Here is a 24,156-nt window from a genome sequence, read left to right on the forward strand (position 1 = left end):
TAAGAAGGGAACGCGAGTGCTGTCGAAGATCAAACGCCTGTTCGTCATCAAGACGCGGTTTGAAGCCTTTATGATTATCTTCGCGCTGGCGCTGGGGGCGATGACTCGCGGCGCGCATTATACGGTCGAATACCCTGGATTTGGCGGATATTTGCTGTTTGCCGCAACCGCCGGTGCCGTAATGCTGGGCGGCGCGAAAATCCTTGATGCGATCCGGTATGAACAGGCCGCGCTGGCGAATGCTGCTGAAAAATCCACGCAATAGGCAGCAGTTTTCCGGCTCGTCTGCAACGAGCCCATTTAAACTGGGACTGGAGCTGGTGAAAGGTGGGGGTTTCTGTTGCTAGCTACCCCCGGAGCCCCGGAGTCCCTTCTGTTGCCCGGTGGGTCCAACCGCGCTTTAGCTTTGTAAGATCAGGCCGTTAGGCCGTCAGATTACGCAGCGATTGCGAGTGCTTCATTATCATTGGCACTTGTGGGTTTTGAGCCTTGAACGGGTTACTCAGCCCGGGCAAAAACGATATCTTTCAATACACGTCGATCCTAGTTCGGCCCCTTCATCAGATGCGCTCTCGCAACCGCGTCTGGTGGTGGAGCCGCCGGGTACTGCCCCCGGGTCCGTTGTATCTATTACATAACGCCATTTATCGCCATATCCGGTCGAAACCGGCACCCCCTATATAGCGATCTCTGGCTTAATGGGAAGTGGATGCCGATGAAGGATCGGTCTGGGGTGCATGTTCGCCCTTGCGCAGCTCGACCAGAATTTTCTTCAGCACGTCGAGCTGTGGGTCGGTCGGGACCTCGTCGCTTTGCGAGCTGTCCTCGGTCGCCGCCTGTTTTGCCTGCATCTCGTCCAGTGCCTTGTTCACACCCTTGAGCAGCATGAACAGCGCGAAAGCGAGGATCAGGAAATTGACGATCTGCGTCAGGAAATCGCCATAACCGATCATGGCCACCCCGGCTTCTTTCAGTTGCGCGTAATTGCCGGTTTCGCCGGCATAGCCTGCAGGAATCTCGCCCAGCCGCACGAACCAGTTGGAAAAATCGACATCGCCGAACAGCCAGCCGATTGTCGGCATAAGGATGCTTTCGGTCAGCGCGGTGGTGATCTTGCCGAACGCTGCGCCGATGACCACGCCGACCGCTAGGTCCAGCACGTTTCCGCGGGCGATGAACTTCTTGAATTCGTTGCCAAGGCTCATTGAAGCAATTCCTTTTCTGCCAATTGCGTGCCCACTGCCATCGCCAAAAGCGGGAAACAAGCGCGGGTTAATCTTGCACGCGAGCGGAACCGTGCTATCTTGATAAGACAGTCCACAAGGGGATCTTCGTAGCCATGACTCGATTTGCCACATTCCGCACCGCCATTGTCGCGGCTTTTGCGCTTGCCGTATCGGCTTGCGGTCTCAACTCGGTCCCGACGGCTGAGGAAAATGCCAAGGCCAAATGGGCCGATGTCCAGGCCGCGTTTCAGGAACGCGCCAATCTGATCCCCAATCTGCAGGAAATCGTCCTGTCGTCTGCGGAGAACGAGCGGGCAACGCTGAACGATGTGATCCAGGCGCGCGCTTCGGCCACTCGCCCGGAAATCCAGATGTCAGGAGACGATCTGAGCGATCCGGCCAAGATGCAGCAGTTCCAGCAGGCACAGAACCAGCTTGGCGGGGCGCTGTCGCGGCTGCTGGTTTCGGTTGAACGGTATCCCGAGCTCAAGAGCCAGGAAAACTTCGGCCGCTTCATGACTCAGATAGAAGGCCAGGAAAACCGCGTCCGCATCTCGATCCGCGACTATAACGAGGCTGTGCGCGCCTATAACACAACCATCCGCACCTTCCCCGATGCGATCGGTGCGAAGGTCATCCACGGCGCCGAGGCAATGGTCCCCTATCAGGCCGCAACGCCGGGTGCCGAAACCGCCCCGACGCTCGATATGCGCCCCGGCACCAGCGCTCCTGCTGCTGGCGCGAATGACAATACCGCCACCGACGAACGCCCTGCGGTCAATAACTGAGCGACATGAGAACAGCCATGCGGTGCTTCGCCGCCATTTTTGCCGTTTTGGCTGCGCTGGCTTCACCGCTGGCCGCGCAGACCTTTCCTGATCGCGGGACTGCGGCGGTGGTCGATGCGGCCAATATTATCGACAATGCGGCCGAGGCGGAGCTGACGCAGCAGCTTGAAGATTTCGAGAAGCGCACGCAGCGTCAGTTCGTGGTGGTCACCATTCCCGATCTGGAAGGCTATGATATCGCCGATTACGGCTATCGCCTTGGGCGGCAGTGGGAATTGGGCGACAGCGAAAATGACGACGGGGCGCTGCTGATTGTCGCCCCGGCTGAACGCAAGATGCGGATCGAGGTGGGCTATGGCCTTGAGCCGATCCTGCCCGACGGCCTGGCGTTTGAATATATCGAACAGATGAAACCGTATTTCCGCGAAGGCGATTACACCGGCGGCATCGTTGCTGGGGCGAACAGCGTGATGACCCAACTGGAACTGCCCCCTGAAGAGGCTGCCAAGGTGGCCCAGCAGGTGAGCGAACAGCGTGAAAACGAGGGCGGATTTCCCATCGGCGCAATCATCTGGGTGCTGTTTATCCTGTTCTTCTTCATTCTCCCGATGTTCTCACGCGGTCGCAATCGGCGGTATCGCCGCGGCGGTATGGGCGGCGCGGTGGGTGACATCATCCTGTGGGAAGCCGGCAAGGCGATTGCCCGCGGCATGAGCGATGGCGGCGGTGGCGGCTGGGGTGGCGGCGGCGGCGGATTTGGCGGCGGTGGAGGCTTTTCCGGCGGCGGGGGCAGTTTCGGCGGCGGCGGCGCCTCGGGGGGCTGGTGACATGGGCTATCTGAACGAAGAGCAGCATCGCATCGTCTCCGATGCTGTCGCGCAGGCCGAGGCCCATACCGCTGGCGAGATTGTCACCGTGCTGGCCGACCGGTCGGATGGTTACACCGATGTGGCGCTGTGGTGGGCCATTGCCGCGGCCTTCACCGCGATGAGTGTATTTGCGCTGTTCCCGGAACTCTACCTGACAGCGCTGGACAGGTTTATGGGCGGTTGGGGAAGCGAATGGACGCACGGCGAAATTCTCACGGTGGTTATCGCCATCGGCCTCGCCAAATTCCTCGGCGTGCTGGCGGTCCAGCTATGGCAGCCGCTGAAATTCTGGCTGATCCCGCCGCCGGTCAAATCGGCGCGTGTGCGTGAGGCGGCTATTCGCCATTTCAAGGTTGGCGCGGAACGCCGCACCCATGGCCGCACGGGTGTGCTGATCTATCTCTCGATGCGCGAACACCGCGCCGAAATCGTCGCCGACGAAGCCATCGCTGGCGAAGTCGCGCCTGAGGTCTGGGGCGAGGCGATGGCCGATATGCTGGCCGAGATCAAAAAGGGCCAGATTGCCGAGGGCATGGCGGCAGGGGTCCGTGATGTCGGCGCAGTGTTATCCGAACATTTCCCCCGCGCCGAGGATGACGTCAATGAATTGCCCGACCGCCTGATCGAGGTCTGACGATGCCTGTCCCAGACCAAGACGCAGAGGAAAAAATCGTCTGGCAGGGCCGTTTCATCACCACCAAGCAGCGCGGCCGCTGGGAATATGTCGGCCGGGCGCGTAATATCCGCGCGGCGGTTATTCTGGCGGTCGAGGATGATCACGTCCTGCTGGTCGAGCAATATCGCGTGCCGCTGGGCCGCAATTGCCTTGAGCTGCCCGCCGGGCTGATCGGCGATGATGCGGGCGGTGAGGACGAGGATGATCTGGCCGCTGCGGGCCGCGAGCTGGAAGAGGAAACCGGCTACCGCGCGGCGCAGCTTGCCGACATGGGCGAATATTTCTCCTCACCCGGCATGGTCAGCGAAAGTTTCACGCTGGTACGGGCGACCGGGCTGACCAAAATTCACGAGGGCGGCGGCGTCGAGGGCGAGAATATCACCGTCCACCGCGTGGCATTTTCCGCGCTGCCCGATTTCATCGCCGCCAAACGCAGCGAAGGTTGCGGGATCGACGTACGCATGCTCTTGCTGCTGGGACTAGGCATCCTCAGCGGAGAATAATTTATGGCAGGACGGGTAGCAGGCAAGCTGGCGCTGATCACTGGCGCGGCGCAGGGCCTGGGCGCGGCGCATTCCGCTCTGCTCGCCCGCGAAGGCGCGCGCGTCCTCTGCACCGACATCAATGGCGAAGGCGCGGCGGAAACCGCCGGCGCGATCAATACCGAATTCGGCGCTGGCACCGCCTATGCCATCGGCCACGACGTCACCGATCCGGGCAGCTGGGAAGCGGCGGTGGAAATGGCGCGCGACGAGATGGGCGGGCTGAATGTGCTGGTCAACAATGCCGGGATCGGCGTGGCGGGCAATATCGAAACCTGCGACTTCGCCGACTGGCAGCGGTGCTTTTCGGTCAATGTCGATTCGATTTTCCATGGCTGCCAGAAGGCCCTGCCGCTGATGCGCGAACACGCGCCGGGATCGATCGTAAATATCTCCAGCATCGCCGGGCTGATCGCCAGCGATACCATGCCAGCCTATAATTCCAGCAAGGCGGCGGTGTGGATGCTGTCGAAATCGATTGCGCTGCATTGCGCGAAACAGCGGATGAACATCCGGTGCAATTCGGTGCACCCGACATTCGTCGACACGCCGATCCTGGACGGGACAGCGCGTCACCACGATATCGACAAAAGTGTGTTGCTGGAAAAGCTTGCGCGGCAAATCCCGCTCAAGGTGGTTGGCGAACCTGACGATATCGCCAATGCTGTGCTCTATCTTGCCAGTGACGAGAGCAAATTCATGACCGGCGCGGAGCTGAAGCTCGACGGCGGTATCTCGGCCATGTGATGGTAACCCTGGGTAAAATGTGACGAGGGAGCCCTCGCAGGGCCCCCTCAGTCGGCGATCAGAGCGATCGCGAGATAGATCAGCACGAAGCTGCCGAAGCCAAGAATTGTGCCGAGGACGAAGCCGATGCGAACCAGTGTGGCGTCGATGCCGTAGTGGCGGGCAATCCCTGAGCAGACACCCAGAGCCTTGGCGTTGCGGCGGTCCAGTGAAAAGCTCTTGGCTGGGCGGACCGCCGGTTCATCACGGAATTTCAGGTCACTCATGCGATCAATCCGTTCGGCGAAGCAGGCACGATAGCGGTGGCGAAGAACAGCGTCGAGAGCGCTAGCGAGAAAGCGGCGGCGACGATCTTGCTGCCGGTGCTGTTATGGTTGAACATTTTCTGATCCCTTCAGTAATGTGAAGCCGTTTGGCGCTATCAGGCGATAAGGCCGGCGGGGCTGGCTGGAACGATGGCAGCGGCCATGCAAATTGCCGAAAAGGCGAAAGCGAAGACTGCGGCGAAGGCCTTGTTGGTGGCATTTTCGAAAGTGGTCATGATCTGGTTTCCTTGATCCCGGTGTTCCCGCCGGACCATCCGGGGGATATCTCAAGCATTGCAACAGCCGTGCCAAACCGTGAAAACGGCGGAATTCCGCCACTCTCTTGCTGACAATACCGCATCACTCCGTTCATCAATGCGCAATGTTGGGAAAATACACCAAATGTTAGTTTCGCGCTTTCGCAGTGGCGGCCCAGCATAGGGCGCGCTATCGCTCGCGCGCTTTATGGCGCTGGATCGCATCTCGCTTTCGGACTTCCGCAACCACGCAGCCACCACGCTTGCGGGCACTGCGCGCTTTAACCTGCTGGTGGGCGACAATGGCGCGGGCAAAACCAATATCCTGGAAGCGCTGTCGCTATTGGCCCCCGGGCGCGGGCTGCGCGGGGCTACGCTGGCCGACATGGCACGGCAGGACGGCGGCGGCGGCTTTGCCATTGGCGCTGACTTTGTAGCGGGCGATGCCAGCCAGCCTCTCCGGCTCGGCACCTATATAGAACCGCAGCACCCCACCCGGCGGCGCGTCCGCATCAACAGCGCCGATGCCGCCGCAGTGGGTCTGGGCGAATGGCTGGCCGTGACCTGGCTGACCCCGGCGATGGACAGCCTGTTTCTGGATCCTGCATCCGAACGGCGGCGGTTTATGGACCGGCTGGCGGTGGCGCTGAACCCTGCCCATGCCAGCCACGCCTCACGCTATGAAAAGGCGCTGCGCGAACGCAACCGGCTGCTGGGCGGCGAACGCACTCCCGATCCTGCATGGCTGGATGCGATCGAGGCGCAGTTGGTGCCGCATGGTATCGCGCTGGCGCTGGGCCGCGCGCGGCTCGCCGAAACGTTGATGGCACGGCTGGCAGCAATGCCCGCCGAACCGTTCGCCCGCCCGGCTCTCACCTATGTGCCCGGCGGCCCGATGGATGCAGGCGCGCTGGCGCAGGCGATGTATGACAGCCGCGCCCGTGACCGCGCGGCGCAGCGCACGCTGACCGGCCCGCATCGCGACGAGCTGGAAGTGATCCACGCCGCCAAGCGTCAACCCGCCGCGCAAAGCTCCACCGGAGAGCAAAAGGCCATGCTGGTCGCCATCACGCTGGCCCATGCCGGATTGGCGGCGAAAGGTAGGCGCGGGGTGCTGCTGCTGGACGAGGTGGCAGCGCATCTCGACCCGGTCCGCCGCGCCGCACTGTTCGATCAATTGCGCGGCAGTGGCACTCAGGTGTGGATGACCGGGACCGAAACCGCCCCCTTCGCCAGTATCGCAGGCGAAGCCGCGATCTGGCACGTGGAGGGCGGCAGCGCCGTGACTGCCTAATCCTTGGCTGGCGGGATCGCCGCCGCCACTTCATCCAGCGTGTCCTCCACCAGAATATCGATCCCTTCGGCAGTGGGGTGGATGCGGTCATTCTGGAACAGGGCCGGTTTGTCATAAATCGCTTCCAGCCAGAACGGCACCAGCGTTGCGCCATATTCGCGCGCCAGATCGGCATAGAGCGCATCGAAATCACGCTGGTATTCCGGCCCGTAATTGGGCGGAGCGCGCATTCCCATCAATACCACCGGGATGCCGCGCTGCTTTAGCTCGCCCAGCATCGCGGCAAAATTGGCCCGCGTACCGGCAGGCGGCTGTCCGCGCAGCATATCGTTGCCGCCCAGTTCCAGCAGCACCAGATCCGGCTTGGGCTTTTGGGCATCCAGTGCGTACCCCAGCCGCTTGCTGCCCGCCGCGCTGGTCTCGCCGGATACCGCCGCGTTGACAATTTTCACATTGATCCCGCGGGCGCGCAGCGCTTCACCCAGCTTGGCGGGATAGCTGTTCTGAACGCCGATCCCGTACCCCGCGAACAGACTGTCCCCGAAGGCAAAGATATGGCGCAGCGGTCCGGCCACAGGCGTTTGCTGGCTGGCAGACGCACCGGGCGCAGCAGCCCCGGCGGGTTCCTGCGGGGCAGATTCCTTGCACCCAGCAAGCGCCAGCAGCGCAGTGGCAATCGGCAAAAGCATGATACGCATTGGCAAGTGTCCTTGTTAGGCCCTGTGCGCTGTGCCATCGCAGCCGTGTGACAACTTCTCAAGCAGCGATTTCCGCCCGAAACCTCACCCTCTCGCTCGGCACTGGCGAAGCGACTGTTGCGATCCTGCGCGGCATCGACCTGACCGTGCGTGATGGCGAGACTGTCGCCCTGCTCGGCCCATCGGGATCGGGCAAAAGCTCGCTGATGGCGGTACTGACCGGTTTGGAGCGTGCCAGCGGCGGTTCGCTGGAGGTTGCGGGACAGGATTTTGCAGCGCTGGGCGAAGATGCCTTGGCGCACGCGCGGAGGGGGCGGATCGGCATCGTATTGCAAGCGTTCCACCTGCTGCCGACCATGACAGCACTGGAAAATGTCGCCATTCCGATGGAGCTATCGGGAGAAAGCGATGCCCGTACCCGCGCTCAGGCAGAGCTGGAGGCGGTTGGCCTCGGCCACCGCCTGCACCATTACCCGCAACAGCTTTCTGGCGGCGAGCAGCAGCGCGTGGCCATCGCCCGCGCCATTGCACCGCGTCCGCTATTGATCTTTGCCGACGAGCCGACGGGCAATCTGGACGCTGCCACCGGGCACGAAATCGTTGATCTGCTATTCGCCCGTCGCGCCGAAACCGGCGCCACCTTGCTGGTGATCACTCATGATCCCGAACTGGCCGAACATTGCGACCGCGTGATCACGCTGGCCGACGGACAGATCGCCAGCGATACCGCCACATGAGTTTGGGTCACATGAGCTGGGGACAAGCCTGGCGGATCGCCCGGCGCGATCTGCACGCACGGTTTCGCGGACTGCGGCTGCTGCTGGTGTGCCTGTTCCTGGGCACTGCTGCGCTGGCGGCGATTGGCACACTGACTGCGGCGATTGGCGACGAACTTGAAACCAATGGCCGCGTGCTGCTGGGCGGCGATTTGCAGTTGAGCCTGTGGCAACGCGGCTTGAACGAGGATGAGCGCACCGCGCTGGCCCGCTACGGCCTGCTGTCCGAGGGCACGAGGCTGCAAGCAATGGCCCGCAGCGAAGAGCAGGCGGTTCCGATTGAGCTAAAGGCGGTCGACGGAGCCTACCCGCTTTATGGCGAACTGACGCTTGCCGATGGCCGCGCAGTCAGCGCGCCCGCTCCTGATACCGCGTGGCTGTCGCAAGGCGCGGCGGACCGGCTGGCGCTGGCCAAAGGTGACAGCTTCGTCATCGGCACTGCCACTTTGCAAGTCGGCGGCATTATCGCAGAAGAGCCTGACCGGCTGGGCGAAGGCTTCCAGCTTGGCCCCACCGTGATTGTCGACCAGAGCGTGCCGCAAGTGGCGGGCCTGCTCGCCCCGGGAGCGATGTACCGCAACAAGGTCCGCGTCGCCTTCACCGGAGCGCAGGACCCCGAGAGCGTGCAGGAAGCACTGGAAGCCAGCTTCCCCTCATCCGGGTTTGAATTCCGCACCCGTGACCGCGCCAGCCCCGGTGCCGACCGCTTTGTTGACCGGATGGGCGAATTCCTGACGCTGGTCGGGCTGGCCGCGCTCGTGATTGCGGGCATCGGGATTGGCGGCGGGGTCGGGTCTTATCTCGACGCGCGCAGACAGGCGATTGCCACGCTCAAGATTCTGGGCGCGACGTCGCGTGATATTGCCCGGATCTATGCACTGCAGATCTTTGCTGCGGCATTGGTGGGCAGTCTGGCCGGGATTGCCGCCGGGGTCGCCGCCGTGCCTCTGCTGGCGCGCGCCATTGGCGATTTGCTGCCGGTGGGGAGCGGGTTTGTGTTTGCTCCGGGCGCGCTGCTGCTGGCGCTGGCCTATGGCTTGCTGGTTGCTCTGATATTTGCTGCCCCGCCCTTGCTGCGCGCGCGCAATTTCCCGGCGATGGCCATGATGCGCGCGCAGGTTTCCCCGCTTTCACGTGACCGGATGGCGCTGGCTATTGTTGGCGGCGGGCTGCTGGCGCTGGTTGCTCTGGCACTGGTGACGGCGGAAAACCCGCTGCTGTCCGGCGGATTCCTGGCTGGCGCTGCTGTGGTGCTCGCGCTGCTGGCGCTGATCGGTTTGGGCATTCGCAAGACCGCCGCTGCGCTGCCGCGCCCGGCCAGCCCGATAGCGCGCACCGCGCTGGCCAATCTGCACCGTCCCGGCTCTGCCACCGGAACGCTGGTGACCGCGCTGGGTTTTGGCCTGTCCGCCTTTGTCATGCTGGCTGCGATCCAGACCGCCATCGATGGCACGATCGAGCAGCGCGTTCCCGCCGAGGCACCCGACTATTTCGTGCTCGATGTTCCGCGCGAACAGGCCTCCGCATTCGAGCAGGAAGTTCGCAAGATCGACCCGGACGCCGCTGTGCGCATGGTGCCCGCGCTGCGCGGCTCAGTGCTGGCATTCGGGCCAGAGGGGCAGATGACCCGCACCGCCGAGATGGAGGAAATTCCCGATGAAGCATGGGCACTGCGCGGCGAACGCGGACTGACCTATGCCAACCGCGTGCCGCCCGGTAATACTGTGACAAAGGGCAATTGGTGGGGCGCCGACTATGCCGGAGAACCTCAGGTTTCGGTCGATCAGGATTTCGCCGAGGCTGTCGGCGTCGAGATAGGCGAACTGATTACATTTGGCGTGCTGGGCGTCGAGAAGACCGCCCGCGTCGCCAATTTCCGCCGCATCGATTGGGAAAGCATGGGCTTCAACTATGTCTTCGTGCTCAGCCCCAATGCGCTGGCTGATGCGCCGCACAATATGGCCGCGACGATCGAGCTGACCGAGGGAACGCCGACCGCGCCATTGCTACAGGCGCTGGTGCGGAGCTTCCCCTCCGCATCGGTGATCGAGGTTGGCGGAGTGCTGGCGCAGGCTCGCACGATCTTGCAGCAAGTCGGGCTGGCCACGCTCGCCGCTGCCAGTGTGGCGGTATTGGCCGGGCTCGCAGTACTGCTGGGCGCGATTGCCGCGGCCCGCGCGGCGCGGACCTATGACACTGTGGTGCTGCGCGTGCTGGGCGCTGACCGGCGGCAGGTGCTGACCATCCAGCTGGTAGAGTTTGCCGTGCTGGCAAGCGCTTTGGCGCTGGTTGCGCTGGCGCTGGGCAGCGCCCTGGCGTGGCTGGTGGTGACGCAATTGTTCGAATTCGACTGGCTGCCCGACTGGCCCACGGTGCTGGGCGTGCTGGGTGCGGGCCTGGCGGTGGTGCTGGCGTTTGCGGTAGGTGGTTCGCTGCCCCTGCTGCGGGCCAAGCCTGCGCAGGCGCTGAGGGCGCTCTAACGCGCGATTGATTGGGGCGGACGCACCGTCATCTCAGAGTTCGCTGGGAGGACTGGAGATGAGCCTATCGGCAACCGACCGTCTGCACCTCGCACACATTCACAGCACGCAAAGAAAAGGGGGCCCGAAAGCCCCCCTTCCCTATCTTTCTGGTCAGTCCTGCGATCAGAACTTGTACTTCACAGCAACGCCGTAGGTGCGCGGCTGGTTCGGATAGCCCGAGATCGAGCCCGATTGCGCCACCGAGTCGAAGATCGTCGTGATGTAACGATCGTCGAGCAGATTGCGGCCCCATGCTGTCAGCTCCAGACCCATGCCCATCGCATAGGTGATGCTGGCCGAAAGCTCGTCCACCTGGCGGCGGAACGGGCGGGCGGCGGCGAAGGCTGCGCCCTGACCGCCGGCGTTGAACCCGGGCAGGCCGTCGGCAACCTGAACAGGCGCTTCGTGATAGAAATTGGTGTTCAGGATGATCCGGTCGCCCGCATCATTGATTTCCTTGTTGTACTGCGCACCGATGCTCATCGTCAGCTGCGAAATACCCGCGACCTCACGGCCCGAAAGATCACCGATCGAGCTGTTGGGGAAGCTGACATATTCGGGCTTCAGATAGGTGAAGGCCGCCATCACATTGAAGCTGTCAGTGATCCGCGTGACACTGTCGAACTCGATGCCGAAGGTTTCCTGCTTGCCCGCATTGGCCAGCGCAAAGCCGGTGCCGGTGAAGATGTTCGACTGGAAGCCGTCAATCTGCTGCTGGAAGAAGGTGAGGTTGGCCGAGAACACGTCCCAGTTACCCTTGATCCCCATTTCGTAGACCGTGGTGTCTTCCGGTCCGGCAAAGCGTGAACCGGTGGTCAGATTGTTGGGGTTCAGGCCCGCCGCCACAATGGCCGGCAGATCGCTCTGTAGCGGGCGGCTGTCACGCGAGAGATTGAACGAACTCGCCTTGAAGCCGGTTGCATAGGACAGATAGACGTTCAGTTCAGGCGTCACGTCATAAGCAAGCCGTGCCGTCCAGCTCCAGTCATTGTCGGCTGTCCGGCCGTCTTCAACCGAGTTGGGAATGTTGAGGAACGGCGGCAGGAACTGGAGAGGCTGGAGGTCGAGCAGTGGATCAACCGCAGCAGCGACGCCCTGTGTAATGGCACCGAATGCGTCGGGGAAGTTCGCCGCAAAGAAGGCAATCTGATCGGGCGTTGCAAGCCCGCCACCCGGAATACCCAGGAAGCCGCCAACTGTCTGTGCAACATTGAAGTTGAAGGCGTTGTCACGCGCAACCTGCAGGTCGAGACCTGAGAACACGTCGGTCGAGACGACATTGGTTGTCACGCGCTTCTTGTCGTCGGTGTAGTTCGCACCCAGCGTAAGAACGAGGCCGTCGACGAATTCAAAATCGACCTGACCGAAGAATGACAGCGCTTCATTTTTGAGCGTGTAGGCTTCGAATAGACCTTGACCGCCCTGGAAAAACTGACCGGTAAAGTCCTGCCCAAGAAGTGGCCCAAGCGTGGCTTCGATGCTCTGTACTGCAAAATCGTTAGGCGGGCTGGTAACCGGACCACCGATCAGCAAATTCGCATATTCACGGAAATCGTTACCAAACAGGATTTCGTTCGATTGCTCGATATCTTCATTGAAGTAGAAGCCGCCAACCAAGAAGGTGACCCTGTCGCCGATTTCGCCAGCAAGCCGCAGTTCCTGCGTAAAGGTGTCGAGACCGACATCGGCGAAGTTGCGACCGATCAGATCGGCGCTGGTGAAGTCCGAATCCTGATTGGTGATCACGTTCGACTTGCGATAGGCGGTGATCGAGGTGAGCGAGAAGGCATCGCTCAGTTCGAAGTCGATCTGGCCCGAAATACCGTAGTTCTCGATGTCATTGGCCGAATCAAAATTGTTGTAGATCACATCAGCGAAGCGATCATTGGGATTGGGGATCTGGCCGCCAATCGCCAGGATCGCATTGCTGGCCGCGCTGCGTTGCAGGTTGATGACGCCGCAGCACACTTCATCGATCTTGTCGTAATCGCCGATAATGCGGACCTTGACCGCGCCGCCATTGTCAAACAGCAGCTGACCACGGGTAAACCAACGGTCACGGGTGTTGGCATCGCTGCCGGTGCCCAGATCGTCGAGGTAACCGTCACGTTTGTTGATGCCGCCCGACACGCTGAAAGCCAGGCTGTCCGAAATCGGGCCAGTGACCAGCGCCTTGCCGACGATGGCGTCGAAATTGCCATAGCTGAGTTCGACCGAGCCGCCGAAGTTGAACTCCGGTTCCTTGGTGATGATCGAGATGACACCCGCGCTGGCGTTCTTGCCGAACAGTGTGGACTGCGGGCCGCGCAGCACTTCGACGCGCTGCACATCGGGAAGATCGGTGATCTGCGAGGCAGTACGGCTGCGATAGACACCGTCCACGAACACGCCAACCGAAGGCTCGATGCCTGCGTTGTTGGCGCCGTTGCCGAAGCCGCGGATCAGGAAGTTGGTGTTGGCCGAGCTCTGCAGCTGGTTCACGCGGAGCGAAGGGACCAGCGTCTGCAGATCCTTCAGATCGCGGATCTGGTTGCGTTCGATGGTTTCAGCCGAGGTGACGCTGACCGCCACAGGGATTTCCTGCAGCGTCTGTTCGCGCTTGGTCGCGGTAACGATGATGACGTTACCTGTGCTGCTGTCTTCCTGCTCTTCATAGCTGTCGCCGTCAGTGTTGACGTCGCCCGGATCGACATCCTGGGCCTGTGCAATCGACGGCAGCGCCAGTGCGGCGGCACCGGCGAGCAATGCGACACGAAAGCCTGCGGAAAGGCTGTAAGCGATGGAACGCATGTAGGATCCTCTTCCCATTATAAAATTCGTTAGACCGCCCGATTTGTTCGTAGGCGACCACTTCAACTTGTCAGATATTCCGCCAGAGCGCTGCCCTCAAGCGTTTAGCTTGTCTTTGCCCTCGTGAGACACCGCACTGTGCCTTTCAAGTAACACAGTGTGGCACCCCCTTTTCCTTGCCGCAATGCAGCATCTGGGTTAGGGGCGCGCCCAAGATGGTAGGCCACTTAATGTGCCTTCCGCTACGGCATCCTCTACGAAAGCACGCACCCATGTCCCGCGACCTTCGCAACGTGGCGATTATCGCCCACGTCGACCACGGCAAAACCACTCTTGTCGACCAGCTATTCCGTCAATCCGGCACTTTTCGCGAAAACCAGCGCGTGGAAGAACGTGCGATGGATTCCAACGATCTGGAAAAAGAACGTGGGATCACGATCCTCGCGAAATGCACCAGTGTCGAATGGACCAAGGAAGACGGCACCAACACGCGTATCAACATCGTCGACACCCCGGGCCACGCCGATTTCGGCGCCGAGGTCGAACGAATCCTCAGCATGGTCGACGGGGTTATCCTGCTGGTCGACAGCGCCGAAGGGCCGATGCCGCAGACCAAATTCGTCACTGGCAAGGCGCTGGCACTGGGCCTGCGTCCGATTGTGGTCGTCAACAAGATCGACCGCAGCGACGCGCGCCCGCAGGAAGTGCTCGACGAATGTTTCGACCTGTTCGCCAATCTCGACGCCAATGACGACCAGCTGGAATTCCCCTCGCTCTGGGCTTCGGGCCGTGATGGCTATGCCAGCGAAGACGAAACCGCCCGTTCGGGCAATCTGGACCCGCTGTTCAAGCTGATCGTCGACCATGTGCCCTCACCCGGCCTGGATGAAGACGGTCCGTTCAGCTTCCTGGCGACGCTGCTCGACCGCGACAATTTCATGGGCCGCGTGCTGACCGGCCGCGTCCAGTCGGGCAAGATCAACGTCAACGACCCGATCCGCGCCATCGACAGCGACGGCAAGGTTGTCGAAGTTGGCCGCGCCACCAAGCTGATGAGCTTCGACGGGCTCGACCGTGTCCCCGTGGAAAGCGCTGTTGCCGGCGACATCATCGCGCTGGCCGGGCTTGAAAAGGCCACCGTTTCCAACACCATTGCCGATCCGGCAGTGACCGAACCCATCGCCTCGCAGCCGATCGATCCGCCGACACTGGCGATGCGCTTTGCCGTCAACGACAGCCCGCTGGCCGGGCGCGAAGGCAGCAAGGTCACCAGCCGCATGATCCGCGACCGCCTGTACCGCGAAGCCGAAACCAATGTCGCTATCCGCATCACGGAAAGCGCAGACAAGGACAGCTTCGAAGTCGCCGGGCGCGGCGAATTGCAGCTGGGCGTGCTGATCGAAACCATGCGCCGCGAAGGCTTTGAACTCGGCATCAGCCGCCCCCGCGTGCTGTTCCGTGAAGAAAACGGCCAGCGTATGGAGCCATACGAAACCGTCGTGATCGACGTCGATGACGAGCATTCCGGCACGGTTGTCGAGAAGATGCAGCGCCGCAAGGCCGAGCTGGCCGATATGCGCCCCAGCGGCGTGGGCAAGACCCGCATCACCTTCTCCGCCCCCAGCCGCGGCCTGATCGGCTATCACGGTGAATTCCTGTCCGACACGCGCGGTACGGGCATCATGAACCGGCTGTACGAGAAATATGACGTCCACAAAGGCCCCATCGAGGGGCGCCAGAACGGCGTGTTGATATCCAATTGTTCGGGCGAGGCCGTGGCCTATGCGCTGAATATGCTGGAGGAACGCGGCGAACTGTTCATCGGCAGCCAGGCGAAGATTTACGAAGGCATGATCATTGGCGAAAACGCCAAGCCTGACGATCTTGAAGTCAACCCGATGAAGTCGAAGCAGCTGACCAACTTCCGCTCTACCGGCAAGGACGACGCCATCCGCCTCACCACCCCGCGGGTGATGACGCTTGAACAGGCCATTGCCTATATCGACGATGACGAAATGGTCGAGGTGACGCCTGCAAGCATTCGCCTGCGCAAGGCATTGCTCGACCCGCATGAACGCAAGAAAGCGCGTCGCAAGGGATGATTTCAACGTGAGCGTAACCGAAAGTTAACCCTTTTCGTTGAGAGTAATCTTAACCGAAAAAGCGCGAATTTCCGGCATTCCGTCAGCGATTTGGTAGCAATTCGTTTACGGTAACCCAAGTAAAGTTACCTCTGGCTCACCGGCGAATCGTCGCCCGGCCGCCGGAGACGTTTGCCGGTGTCAAATATCTATCATTCGCTTGAATCGGGTAATTTCTTCGAGGACTGGAGCGACACCTCCCGCCTGTCGCGGTTTCATGACTGGTCGCAAGTCGCCAGCATCATGGGCTATCGCGGGGCCAGCCTGACTGGCCGCGCCGATGTCGATGCGCGCAGCGTCACCGGATTTTCCGACGATCTTTATAGCGCCACTGGGCAGTCCGATCCCAACAGCTATAACCGCGCCGGTATCGCCGAATTCGAACTCGACAATCCGGTAGTCGCGCTGGGCGGCGCGGGCAGCACGCGTGCACCCAGCCTGGTGCTTTATATGGACGCCACGGGCCGCGAAGACATCACCCTGTCCTTCACCGCGCGCGATCTTGAAACCGGCAGTCACAATTCTGTCCAGCAACTCAATGTGCAGTACCGGATCGGCGATAGCGGGATCTGGACCAATGTGCCCGGCGGCTACATCGCCGATGCCAGCGCCGATAATGCAACGATGGAAACGCATGTCTCCGTCACGCTGCCGGACGAAGCTTCGGGCCATGCCGACCTGCAAATCCGCATCATGACCGTCGACGCCAGCGGCTATGACGAATGGATCGGGATCGACGATATCAGCGTCACCAGCATTCGTGACGCCGACTATGTGCCGCCGGTCGTGCAAATTTATGACATTCAGGGCGAAGGCCATCTGTCGGCTTTCGAAGGGCATTTTGTCGCCACCACCGGCATCGTCACCGCCATCGATCGCAGCGGCAACGGCTTTTACCTCCAGGCCGCTCAGGGCGACGGCAATGCCGCGACGTCGGACGCGATCTATGTCCGCAACGAAGCAGGCGTTCGCGTGGCCATTGGCGATGCGCTGACCGTTACCGGCGTGGTTCATGAGGATGTGCGCGGATCGGGTCTGACCATTACCCAGCTCGCCGCCGAGACTCTGTCTATCGAAAGCCGCGGCAACGCTTTGCCTGAAGCGGTGCGGATCGGCGGCAACGGCCTCAACCCGCCGACCTCGGTCATCGATAATGACGGTATGACGTCTTACGACCCGCAGACGGACGGGCTCGATTTCTGGGAATCGCTTGAGGGTATGCGCGTCACTATGGTGGCACCGCAGGCGGTTTCGAATACCAATAGCTACGGCGAGACTTACCTTGTCGCAGCACGCGGCAATGGCGCCACCGGGATGAATGATCGCGGCGGGATTACGATCTCGGAAGGCGATTGGAATCCCGAGATGATCCAGCTCGACGACAATCTGGTGCGTCAGCCCGGTATGACCATCGGCGATCAGCTGGGCAATCTGACCGGTGTGATCGGCTATGGCTTCGACCATTACGAATTGCAGGCCACCCAGCGCGCACGGATCGTTCAGGATGTGACCCTGCAGCGCGAAACCACCGATCTGGTGGGCGATGCCAACCACATGACCGTGGCAACCTATGATCTGGAGAACATCGATCCGGGCGACGGTGACCGCTTTGCGCAGCTGAGCCACGACATCGTCGCCAATCTGCGCGCGCCCGACGTCATCGCGGTGCAGCGGCTGCAGGATGCTGACGGGACCGGCACTGGCAGCGATCTTTCGGGCGAGGCGACCGCACAGGCGCTGATCGATGCCATCTACGAAGAAAGCGGCATCCGCTACACCTATGTCGAAATCGCGCCAAACAGCCGGGATTCCACAGCGGGCGAAGAGCATGGCAATATCCGCAATGGCTATCTCTACCGCGCCGACCGGGTCAGCCTGGTCGAAGGCAGCCTGGTCCAGATCGACAATGCGATTTTCGAAGGCACCCGCAGCCCGCTGGTCGCCACTTGGGAGTTCAACGGGCACGAGGTGACGACAGTCAATGTCCACTTCACCTCACGTGTAGGCAGCGATGCGCTGTGGGGCGATGTGCAGGCACCCTATCACGCCGGCACCATCATGCGGACCAACCAGATTGCTGCGGTGCAGGAATATGTCACCGATCTGCTGGCGCACAATCCCGCCGCCAATGTCATGCTGGCAGGCAATTGGAACGGCTATATGTTCGAGCGGGCGCAGACACAGCTCACCGACACCGGCCTGTTTGCCAATCTCGCGCTCGAACTCGACGCGGCGGAGCGGTACAGCACCATCGTCGATGGCAATGCCCAGCTGGTCGACAATATTCTGGTCAGCAACGGCCTGCTTGATCTGGTCGATTTCGACATCGTCCATATCAACAGTGAATTTGCCGGACAGCCGCGCGGCAGCAATCATGATCCCCTGGTCAGCTCGATCTTCCTCGACCATGCGCCAGAAAATCTGCTGCTCAATGGTGGTTCGGTTGAAGAAAATCTGCGGCCCGGCGCGGTGGCTGGACAGCTGGTGGTGGATGACACCGCTGGCGAGACGCTGCGCTATGTCCTGCTGGACGATGCCGGGGGACGCTTCGTGGTCGATGCGGCAAGCGGCCTGGTCACCACCACCCGCGCGCTGAATTACGAAGCCAACAACAGCTATACCCTCACAGCCCGCGTAACCGACAGCACCGGCCTATCGACCGATGCGACTGTCGTGGTGCGGGTGCGCGATGTGAACGAAGCGCCGGTTGCGGCCAGTGACACAATCGATGTTGCCGAGGACGCACAGACCGCGAATTTGTGGTCATATGTGCTGGCCAATGACAGTGATCCCGACGCGGGTAGCCGCCTGTCGATCAGTGAAGTCGATCTGTCGGGCACGCTCGGCACGGTCGAATTCGACGCGGTGACTGCGACGCTTCGTTACACCGCCGATGCCGATGTCTTCGATACGCTCAAGCCGGGTGAAGTTCTGGCCGACAGCTTCGCTTACACCGTTACCGACGAGCACGGCCTGACCCACACCGCCACTGTGACAATAGTAATTACGGGCGAGGCAGATGGCGTGGTGCTCTATGGCGGCAATGGCAAGGATCTGCTGCTAGGCACTGGCGGCGAAGACCGGCTGTATGGCGGCAATGGCTCAGACACGCTGATCGGTTTTGCAGGCCATGACTGGCTTCAGGGTGACCGCGGCAACGATATTCTGACCGGCGGCGCCGGTCGTGACAGTTTTGCCGTGGGCAAAGCCACTGCGCATGACACAGTCACCGATTTCAGCACTGCCGACGACCGGATCGTGATGCTCGACGGCGTTTCTGCAACCTCAAGCCGCGTCCTCGACGCTGATGGTGACGGCAACCTCGATTTGCGGATTTTCTTCAGTGACGGCAGCGGCACAGTCACCTTGCTGGGCGTCAGCAATTTTGCCGATGTCCATATCGATTCGGCCAATGGTCCGGGTGCTCATGGTGGTTACTGGATGGCTCCGGCAGCAGATATGCACTCTGCAATGCCGCTCGATCTTGCAAACACGGGCATGTTCCTGCCCTGACACCGCGATGGTGCCCTCATTCGGGCAAAACAACCTTTCCTACGTGTATAGGCCTGCGGTGTTCAGGCGGCGGCGGGTCGCGCCAATTGCCATAGTGTAGCTCACAGAAACGTTCGCAATTGGCGGGTATTGCGGCGGATACTGGGCCAAACTGCGCGGGGCGCGGCGGGACCAGATCACTCTCGCGCAGTACCTTTTTGCGCCATTGGCTGATGCCCAGCATTCCGAAGCTATCATATTCATCCGACAGCGCGGCCCCGCTGGCTTGCTGCACGCGTTCGCGCAGCCAAACGAACCAACGCAGCGGCAAGGATTGGCGCAGCAATAGCCCCAGCCCGCGCGCTGCACGCCGCCACAGAGGTTTGCCGCCCACCAGCGGATCGAGCACAGGCGGCAGGATCACCAGGTTGAGCAACCCCAACCGCCGCCGCTGCCGCTCGCGCGCCGCCTCATCCAGCGGCAGGCGGTCATAGGGGAAGATGTCGAGGAACAGCCCTTCGTGCATTCCCGTCCCTGCAAAATCCACCTCGCCAGCGCTGCTGCCATCCAGCCGCAGCTTGGCAAAGGGGTAGTGATAGCGCGGCTCGGTGCGCCATTCCTGCAAGCTCATTCCGGGGATTGAATCGGCCGCCAGCGACAGCATCAGCCGTTCATAATCAGGCCGCAATAAAGCCAGATCGATATCGTCATCCCACGGGATAATTTCGCCATCGCGCAGCGCGCCCAATGCGGTCCCGCCAATCAGGAAAATCGCGATACCCCGTTGCTCGCAATAGGTGAGCAATTTGGCGCACATGGCGAGCAGGGTCTGTTGCAGCCGCTGCAAATCCGCACTCGGCTCGCCGTTTTCGTAGGCAATCCTCACGGCTGCGATGAACGCGGGATCAACTGGCCGCGGATCGTGGTTGTGCTGATCCCCTCGGTACGGTCGAGATAAACCACTTCGCACAGCTCAGACAGGTGGTCGAACTGGCCCCGCCAGTCGCCGCCCATACCGAAGATGTCGACCGAATGTGCGGCGATGTCGCGCTCTTTCTGATCCCAGCTGTCCTCGGCAATCACCGCATCCACCTGGCGCAGCGCCGCGACGATTGCCGCACGGTCCTCATACGGCACCAGCGAATGCTTGCCCTTACCCGCGTTGAACCCATCGGTGGACACGCCTACGATCAGGCGGTCGCCCAGCGCCGCCAGCCGCTCGATCAACCGCAGATGGCCGATGTGGAACAGGTCGAATGTGCCATAGGTCAGCACAGTCTTACGGGGGCGGGATTGGTTCACAATCGCGGATATGGCCGAGGGCAGGCCGCAGGGCAATCCCCGCCAGTCAAAGGTGCGGGGGGCATCGGTAGCCAAGCCGGGCGGCGGCTGTTACCCCGCTGCCCATGCAAACCGGAATTGTGATCAGCCTCGCCCTGTACTTCGCCCTGATGATGGGCATCGGATTTTACGCCTGGCGCAAATCTACCGACACCTCGGAAGGCTACCTGCTCGCGGGGCGCAATTTGCCGCCTGCAGTCGCCGCGCTGTCTGCCGGGGCCAGCGATATGTCGGGCTGGCTGCTGCTGGGTCTGCCCGGGGCGCTGTATGCCGCCGGACTGGTGGAGGCATGGATCGGAATCGGCCTGTTCGTGGGCGCGCTGGCCAATTGGATCATTGTCGCGCCGCGTCTGCGCCGCCAGACCGAGGAATTGGGAAATGCGCTGACGATCCCCGAATTTCTCGCCAACCGCTTCCCCGACAAGGCCGTCGCTCTGCGGGTAATCTCGGCAATCATCATCGTGCTGTTCTTCGCGGTTTACACTGCCGCCGGGCTGGTTGGCGGAGGCAAGCTGTTCGCCAGCGCCTTTGCCGGAGTGGCGCAGGGGCTGCCCGTGCTGGGCGGGATGAGCGATTATATGGCAGGGATCTGGATCACCGCGCTGGTGGTGCTGGCCTACACGATGGTCGGCGGCTTTCTGGCGGTCAGCCTGACCGATTTCGTGCAGGGTATCATCATGGTTCTGGCACTCGTCATCATGCCGCTGGTGGTGATCTTTGGCCCCGGCGGAAGCGCAGGCGGTTCGCTGCAGGCGGTTGATGTACCGGGCTTCCTCAGCCTGACACAGGGGCTCACCGTGCTGGGCCTGATGAGTGCGGTGACGTGGGGCCTCGGTTATTTCGGTCAACCGCATATCATCGTGCGGTTTATGGCGCTGCGCAGTGTCGCCGATGTCCCCGCCGCGCGGGCCATCGGGATGAGCTGGATGGCGGTATGTCTGGCGGGTGCGCTGGGTGTCGGATTGGCGGGCCGCGCTTATATCGAGCGTAACGGGCTGGTGGTCGATGATCCTGAGACGATCTTCATTGTACTTGCCAACCTGCTGTTCCATCCGCTGGTCACCGGGTTCCTCTATGCCGCATTGCTGGCCGCGATCATGTCCACCATCAGCTCGCAATTGCTGGTCGCTTCATCATCACTGACAGAGGATTTTTACAAGCTGTTCTTCCGCAGGCAGGCAGGTGAGCGTGAGAGCGTCAATATCGGGCGACTGTGCGTGTTGCTGGTGGCGCTGGCGGCAATCGTCATTGCCCGCAATCCTGACAGCCAGGTGCTGGGTCTGGTCTCCAACGCCTGGGCCGGGTTCGGCGCGGCCTTTGGCCCGCTGATCGTGCTGGCGCTGACCTGGGACAAGATGACCGGCACAGGTGCGGTTGCCGGGCTGGTCACCGGCGCGGGGGTCGTGATGGCGTGGATCGCACTGGGCTGGAACGCGGCACTGCCGGGCTTTGGCGGCGGTTTGTACGAGATCGTGCCCGGCTTTATCGCCGCCTGGCTGGTGATCGTGCTGGTCAGCCGCGCAACCTATGCAGAGCCTGCCACTCAGGAGATCTGACGATGGCCAAGATTACCGGATTGGGCGGAGTCTTCTATGCGGTGAAAGACCCGGCAGCGACCCGCGCCTGGTATTGCGACACGCTGGGCGTGGACGGCGAATACGGACCGCAGCTCAACTGGTCTGAAGAGACTGGCAACAAGCCCTATTCGCTGATCAGTCATTTCTCCGATGACAGCTACATCAAACCCGGACGTGGCGGTTCATGATCAATTTGCGCGTCGATGATCTCGACGGCTTTGTGGCGCAGTTGAAAGCCAAAGACGTCGATGTGCTGGATAGTGTTGACGAAGGTTACGGAAAATTTGCCTAGCTGCTTGACCCGGACGGTGTAAAAATCGAGCTGTGGCAGCAGGTCACTGCGCCCGATTAAACGGTCAGGCCTGCGAGCGCTTATTGCGCCAGAACCACCAGCTATAGGCAAATGGCACCACCACCGTCACGGCAATCGCGGCGACCACAATTATCGCAGTCGTCTCTGGCGAGATCGGCAACAGGCTGGCCGCAATGATCGCGGCGCCAGCCAGCAGCATCAGCTTGCCGCCAAGCCGGTGTGTGGCAATCCAATTGTCGGTATCGACTATCGCCCACGGAGTCCGGATGCCCACGAAGAAGCCGGGCCGACTCTTCGGCAAGGCATTACCCAACAGCATGAGCAAAGCTCCGACGCCCAGCATGATGACATTGACCGGCACAGTCACGCCATAAGCAGGCAGGCCGATGGTCAGCTGGATTACCGCTGCCACCAACAGCATCCCTACCCATGCCGCGCGCAGGACCGGCGCAGATCCCTCCAGGCGATCTTGCAGCGGCTCAATCCGCGGGATGATCGCAAAAATTGCCGTGACAAACAAAACCAATCCGGCCGGCAGCAACAATGCCGTCAGCGCCGGGCTGAAATCATCGGCCTGTCCCGAGGCATTCCAGTGCGTGGGCAACAGCGCATCGGCAGGCAAGCGCGCTGCTGTGACAAAGGCGAACACCGCCATTGCAGCGGCCAGCGCCAGCGAAGTCATGACAAGAACCCTGATTTTCATTCGCTTTCCTCCTGTTCACCCGGACGCATCCCCATCCGGCCCATAAATCCGTGCAACGCCTCTTCCAGCGTGGACATATTGAGTGTGTAGATGATCGACCCGCCGCGTTGTTCGCCCAGAATCAGGCCCGCTGCCTTCAGCTTGGCAAAGTGACCGGACATGGTGGGTTTCGACACCGGGAAACGATCAGCCAGCTCGCCCGCAGTCTGCCCGCCACGCTTCAGTTCTTCCAGAACCTCGCGGCGAATCGGGTGGGACAGGGCGTCGAATACAGTGCTCATCGTAATTTAGCTAATAGGCTAAATACCCTAGCAGTTCAAGCGATATATGATTTGTCATGCGATCTACCATGTGACTGAACGGCTGGATGAGACGGCTCGAATAGACCGCTAGGCAAATGTTAACCATGTTCGGCGCACACTGGCAGTCATGCGAAGCCGTCTGCCATTCCTGCTCATTACCCCGCTGCTCCTGGCGGGTTGCGGAGCGATACCCTCGGCGCGCGCACCGGATCGCCCACAAGCGGCCAGCGCGCGCCAACCCGCAGCGGTATCTCGGCCTGAAGCCCGCAAATGCGTGACCCAGCTTGGCCAGACCGGCTCACGCTTTGCCGCCCTACCCGACAAATTCTATGGTGCCGGATGCTCGACACTCAATAGCGTCAAGCTGGACGGCGTCGGCGGCGATACAGCGCAGTTTTCGGTCACCAATCTGGGCGTGGTGGCTTGTCCGCTGGCCAACACTTTCGCCGGTTGGGCACGCTACGGCGTTGACCGCGCCGCGCGCCAGATCCTCGGCAGCCCGCTCGCCCGGATCGAAACGATGGGCAGCTATTCATGCCGAAATGTCGCGGGGACCGGGCGGATGTCCGCGCATTCTCGTGCAGAAGCGATCGATGTTGCGGGCTTTGTGCTGGCAGATGGCCGCCGGATCAGCGTGCTGGGCAATTGGAATGCATCCGCAGAGGAGCGCGAATTCCTGCGGACTATTCACCAGAGCGCCTGCAAGCGGTTTGGCACCGTGCTGGGCCCGGAATACAATGCCGCCCATCGCGACCATTTCCATCTGGAATATGGCGGCGGCAGTTTTTGCCGCTGAA

Annotated in this window: 24 protein-coding genes and 1 other RNA gene; 14 read left to right on the top strand and 11 right to left on the bottom strand. The window is 61.6% G+C overall.

Translation table 11 applies throughout. From position 1 onward, the window contains the following. The first annotated feature begins 16 nt into the window (after nt 1–16). Nucleotides 17–265 carry a hypothetical protein gene (locus tag FEV51_RS04210; protein WP_138616146.1) on the top strand — a complete coding sequence of 83 codons (249 nt, stop codon included), beginning with the start codon at nt 17–19 and terminating at the stop codon, nt 263–265. A 97-nt stretch (nt 266–362) separates the two neighbouring features. Here FEV51_RS04210 and ssrA read toward each other — a convergent pair. Continuing rightward, nucleotides 363–709: a transfer-messenger RNA gene (ssrA, locus tag FEV51_RS04215) on the bottom strand. After that, on the bottom strand, nt 696–1,205 hold the full coding sequence (gene mscL, locus FEV51_RS04220; protein ID WP_171033028.1) for a large conductance mechanosensitive channel protein MscL: 510 nt from the start codon (nt 1,203–1,205) through the stop codon (nt 696–698). Before mscL ends, ssrA begins: the two co-directional genes overlap by 14 nt. A 134-nt stretch (nt 1,206–1,339) precedes the next feature. Between mscL and FEV51_RS04225 the strand changes: the two genes are divergently transcribed. The 5 genes from FEV51_RS04225 to FEV51_RS04245 are packed head-to-tail and all read left to right on the top strand — an operon-like array spanning nt 1,340 to nt 4,848. Further along, nucleotides 1,340–2,014 carry a LemA family protein gene (locus tag FEV51_RS04225; RefSeq protein ID WP_138616149.1) on the top strand — a complete coding sequence of 225 codons (675 nt, stop codon included), beginning with the start codon at nt 1,340–1,342 and terminating at the stop codon, nt 2,012–2,014. Between the two features lie 17 nt (nt 2,015–2,031). Further along, entirely contained in the window at nt 2,032–2,841 is an 810-nt protein-coding gene (locus FEV51_RS04230) for a TPM domain-containing protein (protein WP_138616151.1), read from the top strand. Nucleotide 2,842: 1 nt separating this feature from the next. After that, nucleotides 2,843–3,517 (top strand): TPM domain-containing protein, encoded by a 675-nt coding sequence (locus FEV51_RS04235; RefSeq protein ID WP_138616153.1) that lies wholly within the window; start codon nt 2,843–2,845, stop codon nt 3,515–3,517. A gap of 2 nt (nt 3,518–3,519) precedes the next feature. Beyond that, a complete protein-coding gene (locus FEV51_RS04240; protein WP_138616155.1) occupies nt 3,520–4,062 on the top strand; it encodes an NUDIX hydrolase in 543 nt (180 codons plus the stop codon). Nucleotides 4,063–4,065: 3 nt separating this feature from the next. Continuing rightward, nucleotides 4,066–4,848: an SDR family oxidoreductase gene (locus tag FEV51_RS04245; protein ID WP_138616157.1), complete on the top strand. Its 783-nt coding sequence runs from the start codon at nt 4,066–4,068 to the stop codon at nt 4,846–4,848. Between the two features lie 47 nt (nt 4,849–4,895). On the opposite strand, the gene FEV51_RS04250 is transcribed toward FEV51_RS04245, so the two are convergent. The 3 genes from FEV51_RS04250 to FEV51_RS04260 are packed head-to-tail and all read right to left on the bottom strand — an operon-like array spanning nt 4,896 to nt 5,389. Continuing rightward, on the bottom strand, nt 4,896–5,114 hold the full coding sequence (locus tag FEV51_RS04250; protein WP_138616159.1) for a PspC domain-containing protein: 219 nt from the start codon (nt 5,112–5,114) through the stop codon (nt 4,896–4,898). After that, the gene (locus FEV51_RS04255; RefSeq protein ID WP_138616161.1) at nt 5,111–5,230 is read right to left on the bottom strand and encodes a recombination protein F; all 120 of its coding nucleotides are present in this window, start codon (nt 5,228–5,230) and stop codon (nt 5,111–5,113) included. The genes FEV51_RS04250 and FEV51_RS04255 overlap by 4 nt, the downstream gene beginning before the upstream one ends. A gap of 39 nt (nt 5,231–5,269) precedes the next feature. After that, entirely contained in the window at nt 5,270–5,389 is a 120-nt protein-coding gene (locus FEV51_RS04260) for a recombination protein F (protein ID WP_138616163.1), read from the bottom strand. A 229-nt stretch (nt 5,390–5,618) separates the two neighbouring features. Here FEV51_RS04260 and recF point away from each other — a divergent pair, with 229 nt between their 5' ends. After that, nucleotides 5,619–6,704, top strand: coding sequence for a DNA replication/repair protein RecF (gene recF / locus FEV51_RS04265; RefSeq protein ID WP_138616165.1), 1,086 nt, complete (start codon nt 5,619–5,621; stop codon nt 6,702–6,704). On the opposite strand, the gene FEV51_RS04270 is transcribed toward recF, so the two are convergent. After that, entirely contained in the window at nt 6,701–7,402 is a 702-nt protein-coding gene (locus FEV51_RS04270; protein ID WP_138616167.1) for an arylesterase, read from the bottom strand. The genes recF and FEV51_RS04270 overlap by 4 nt on opposite strands. Nucleotides 7,403–7,449: 47 nt before the next feature. Here FEV51_RS04270 and FEV51_RS04275 point away from each other — a divergent pair, with 47 nt between their 5' ends. Beyond that, nucleotides 7,450–8,139 carry an ABC transporter ATP-binding protein gene (locus FEV51_RS04275; RefSeq protein ID WP_138616170.1) on the top strand — a complete coding sequence of 230 codons (690 nt, stop codon included), beginning with the start codon at nt 7,450–7,452 and terminating at the stop codon, nt 8,137–8,139. 11 nt (nt 8,140–8,150) lie between these two features. After that, nucleotides 8,151–10,658 carry an ABC transporter permease gene (locus tag FEV51_RS04280; protein ID WP_138616172.1) on the top strand — a complete coding sequence of 836 codons (2,508 nt, stop codon included), beginning with the start codon at nt 8,151–8,153 and terminating at the stop codon, nt 10,656–10,658. Nucleotides 10,659–10,823: 165 nt separating this feature from the next. Here FEV51_RS04280 and FEV51_RS04285 read toward each other — a convergent pair whose 3' ends face one another. After that, the gene (locus FEV51_RS04285; protein WP_138616174.1) at nt 10,824–13,490 is read right to left on the bottom strand and encodes a TonB-dependent receptor; all 2,667 of its coding nucleotides are present in this window, start codon (nt 13,488–13,490) and stop codon (nt 10,824–10,826) included. A 272-nt stretch (nt 13,491–13,762) separates the two neighbouring features. Here FEV51_RS04285 and typA point away from each other — a divergent pair, with 272 nt between their 5' ends. Further along, nucleotides 13,763–15,592, top strand: coding sequence for a translational GTPase TypA (gene typA / locus FEV51_RS04290; protein ID WP_138616176.1), 1,830 nt, complete (start codon nt 13,763–13,765; stop codon nt 15,590–15,592). Between the two features lie 177 nt (nt 15,593–15,769). Next, nucleotides 15,770–19,144 carry an Ig-like domain-containing protein gene (locus FEV51_RS04295; RefSeq protein WP_138616178.1) on the top strand — a complete coding sequence of 1,125 codons (3,375 nt, stop codon included), beginning with the start codon at nt 15,770–15,772 and terminating at the stop codon, nt 19,142–19,144. A gap of 16 nt (nt 19,145–19,160) precedes the next feature. Here the strand turns inward: FEV51_RS04295 and FEV51_RS04300 are convergent, their stop codons facing one another. Further along, on the bottom strand, nt 19,161–20,009 hold the full coding sequence (locus tag FEV51_RS04300) for a LicD family protein (protein ID WP_138616180.1): 849 nt from the start codon (nt 20,007–20,009) through the stop codon (nt 19,161–19,163). After that, complete coding sequence (locus tag FEV51_RS04305; protein WP_138616182.1) at nt 20,006–20,425, bottom strand: adenylyltransferase/cytidyltransferase family protein; 420 nt, start codon at nt 20,423–20,425, stop codon at nt 20,006–20,008. The genes FEV51_RS04300 and FEV51_RS04305 overlap by 4 nt, the downstream gene beginning before the upstream one ends. A 104-nt stretch (nt 20,426–20,529) precedes the next feature. Here FEV51_RS04305 and putP point away from each other — a divergent pair, with 104 nt between their 5' ends. After that, entirely contained in the window at nt 20,530–22,020 is a 1,491-nt protein-coding gene (gene putP / locus FEV51_RS04310) for a sodium/proline symporter PutP (protein WP_138616184.1), read from the top strand. 2 nt (nt 22,021–22,022) lie between these two features. Continuing rightward, nucleotides 22,023–22,229 (top strand): hypothetical protein, encoded by a 207-nt coding sequence (locus FEV51_RS04315; protein WP_246034427.1) that lies wholly within the window; start codon nt 22,023–22,025, stop codon nt 22,227–22,229. 168 nt (nt 22,230–22,397) lie between these two features. Here FEV51_RS04315 and FEV51_RS04320 read toward each other — a convergent pair whose 3' ends face one another. Then, nucleotides 22,398–23,057 carry an SdpI family protein gene (locus tag FEV51_RS04320; protein WP_138616186.1) on the bottom strand — a complete coding sequence of 220 codons (660 nt, stop codon included), beginning with the start codon at nt 23,055–23,057 and terminating at the stop codon, nt 22,398–22,400. Then, entirely contained in the window at nt 23,054–23,338 is a 285-nt protein-coding gene (locus FEV51_RS04325) for a metalloregulator ArsR/SmtB family transcription factor (RefSeq protein ID WP_138616188.1), read from the bottom strand. Before FEV51_RS04325 ends, FEV51_RS04320 begins: the two co-directional genes overlap by 4 nt. A 295-nt stretch (nt 23,339–23,633) precedes the next feature. Between FEV51_RS04325 and FEV51_RS04330 the strand changes: the two genes are divergently transcribed. Next, nucleotides 23,634–24,155: an extensin family protein gene (locus FEV51_RS04330; RefSeq protein WP_342773728.1), complete on the top strand. Its 522-nt coding sequence runs from the start codon at nt 23,634–23,636 to the stop codon at nt 24,153–24,155. Nucleotide 24,156 lies beyond the last annotated feature (1 nt).

This window comes from Qipengyuania marisflavi (genome assembly GCF_005884405.1).
Taxonomy (GTDB): domain Bacteria; phylum Pseudomonadota; class Alphaproteobacteria; order Sphingomonadales; family Sphingomonadaceae; genus Qipengyuania; species Qipengyuania marisflavi.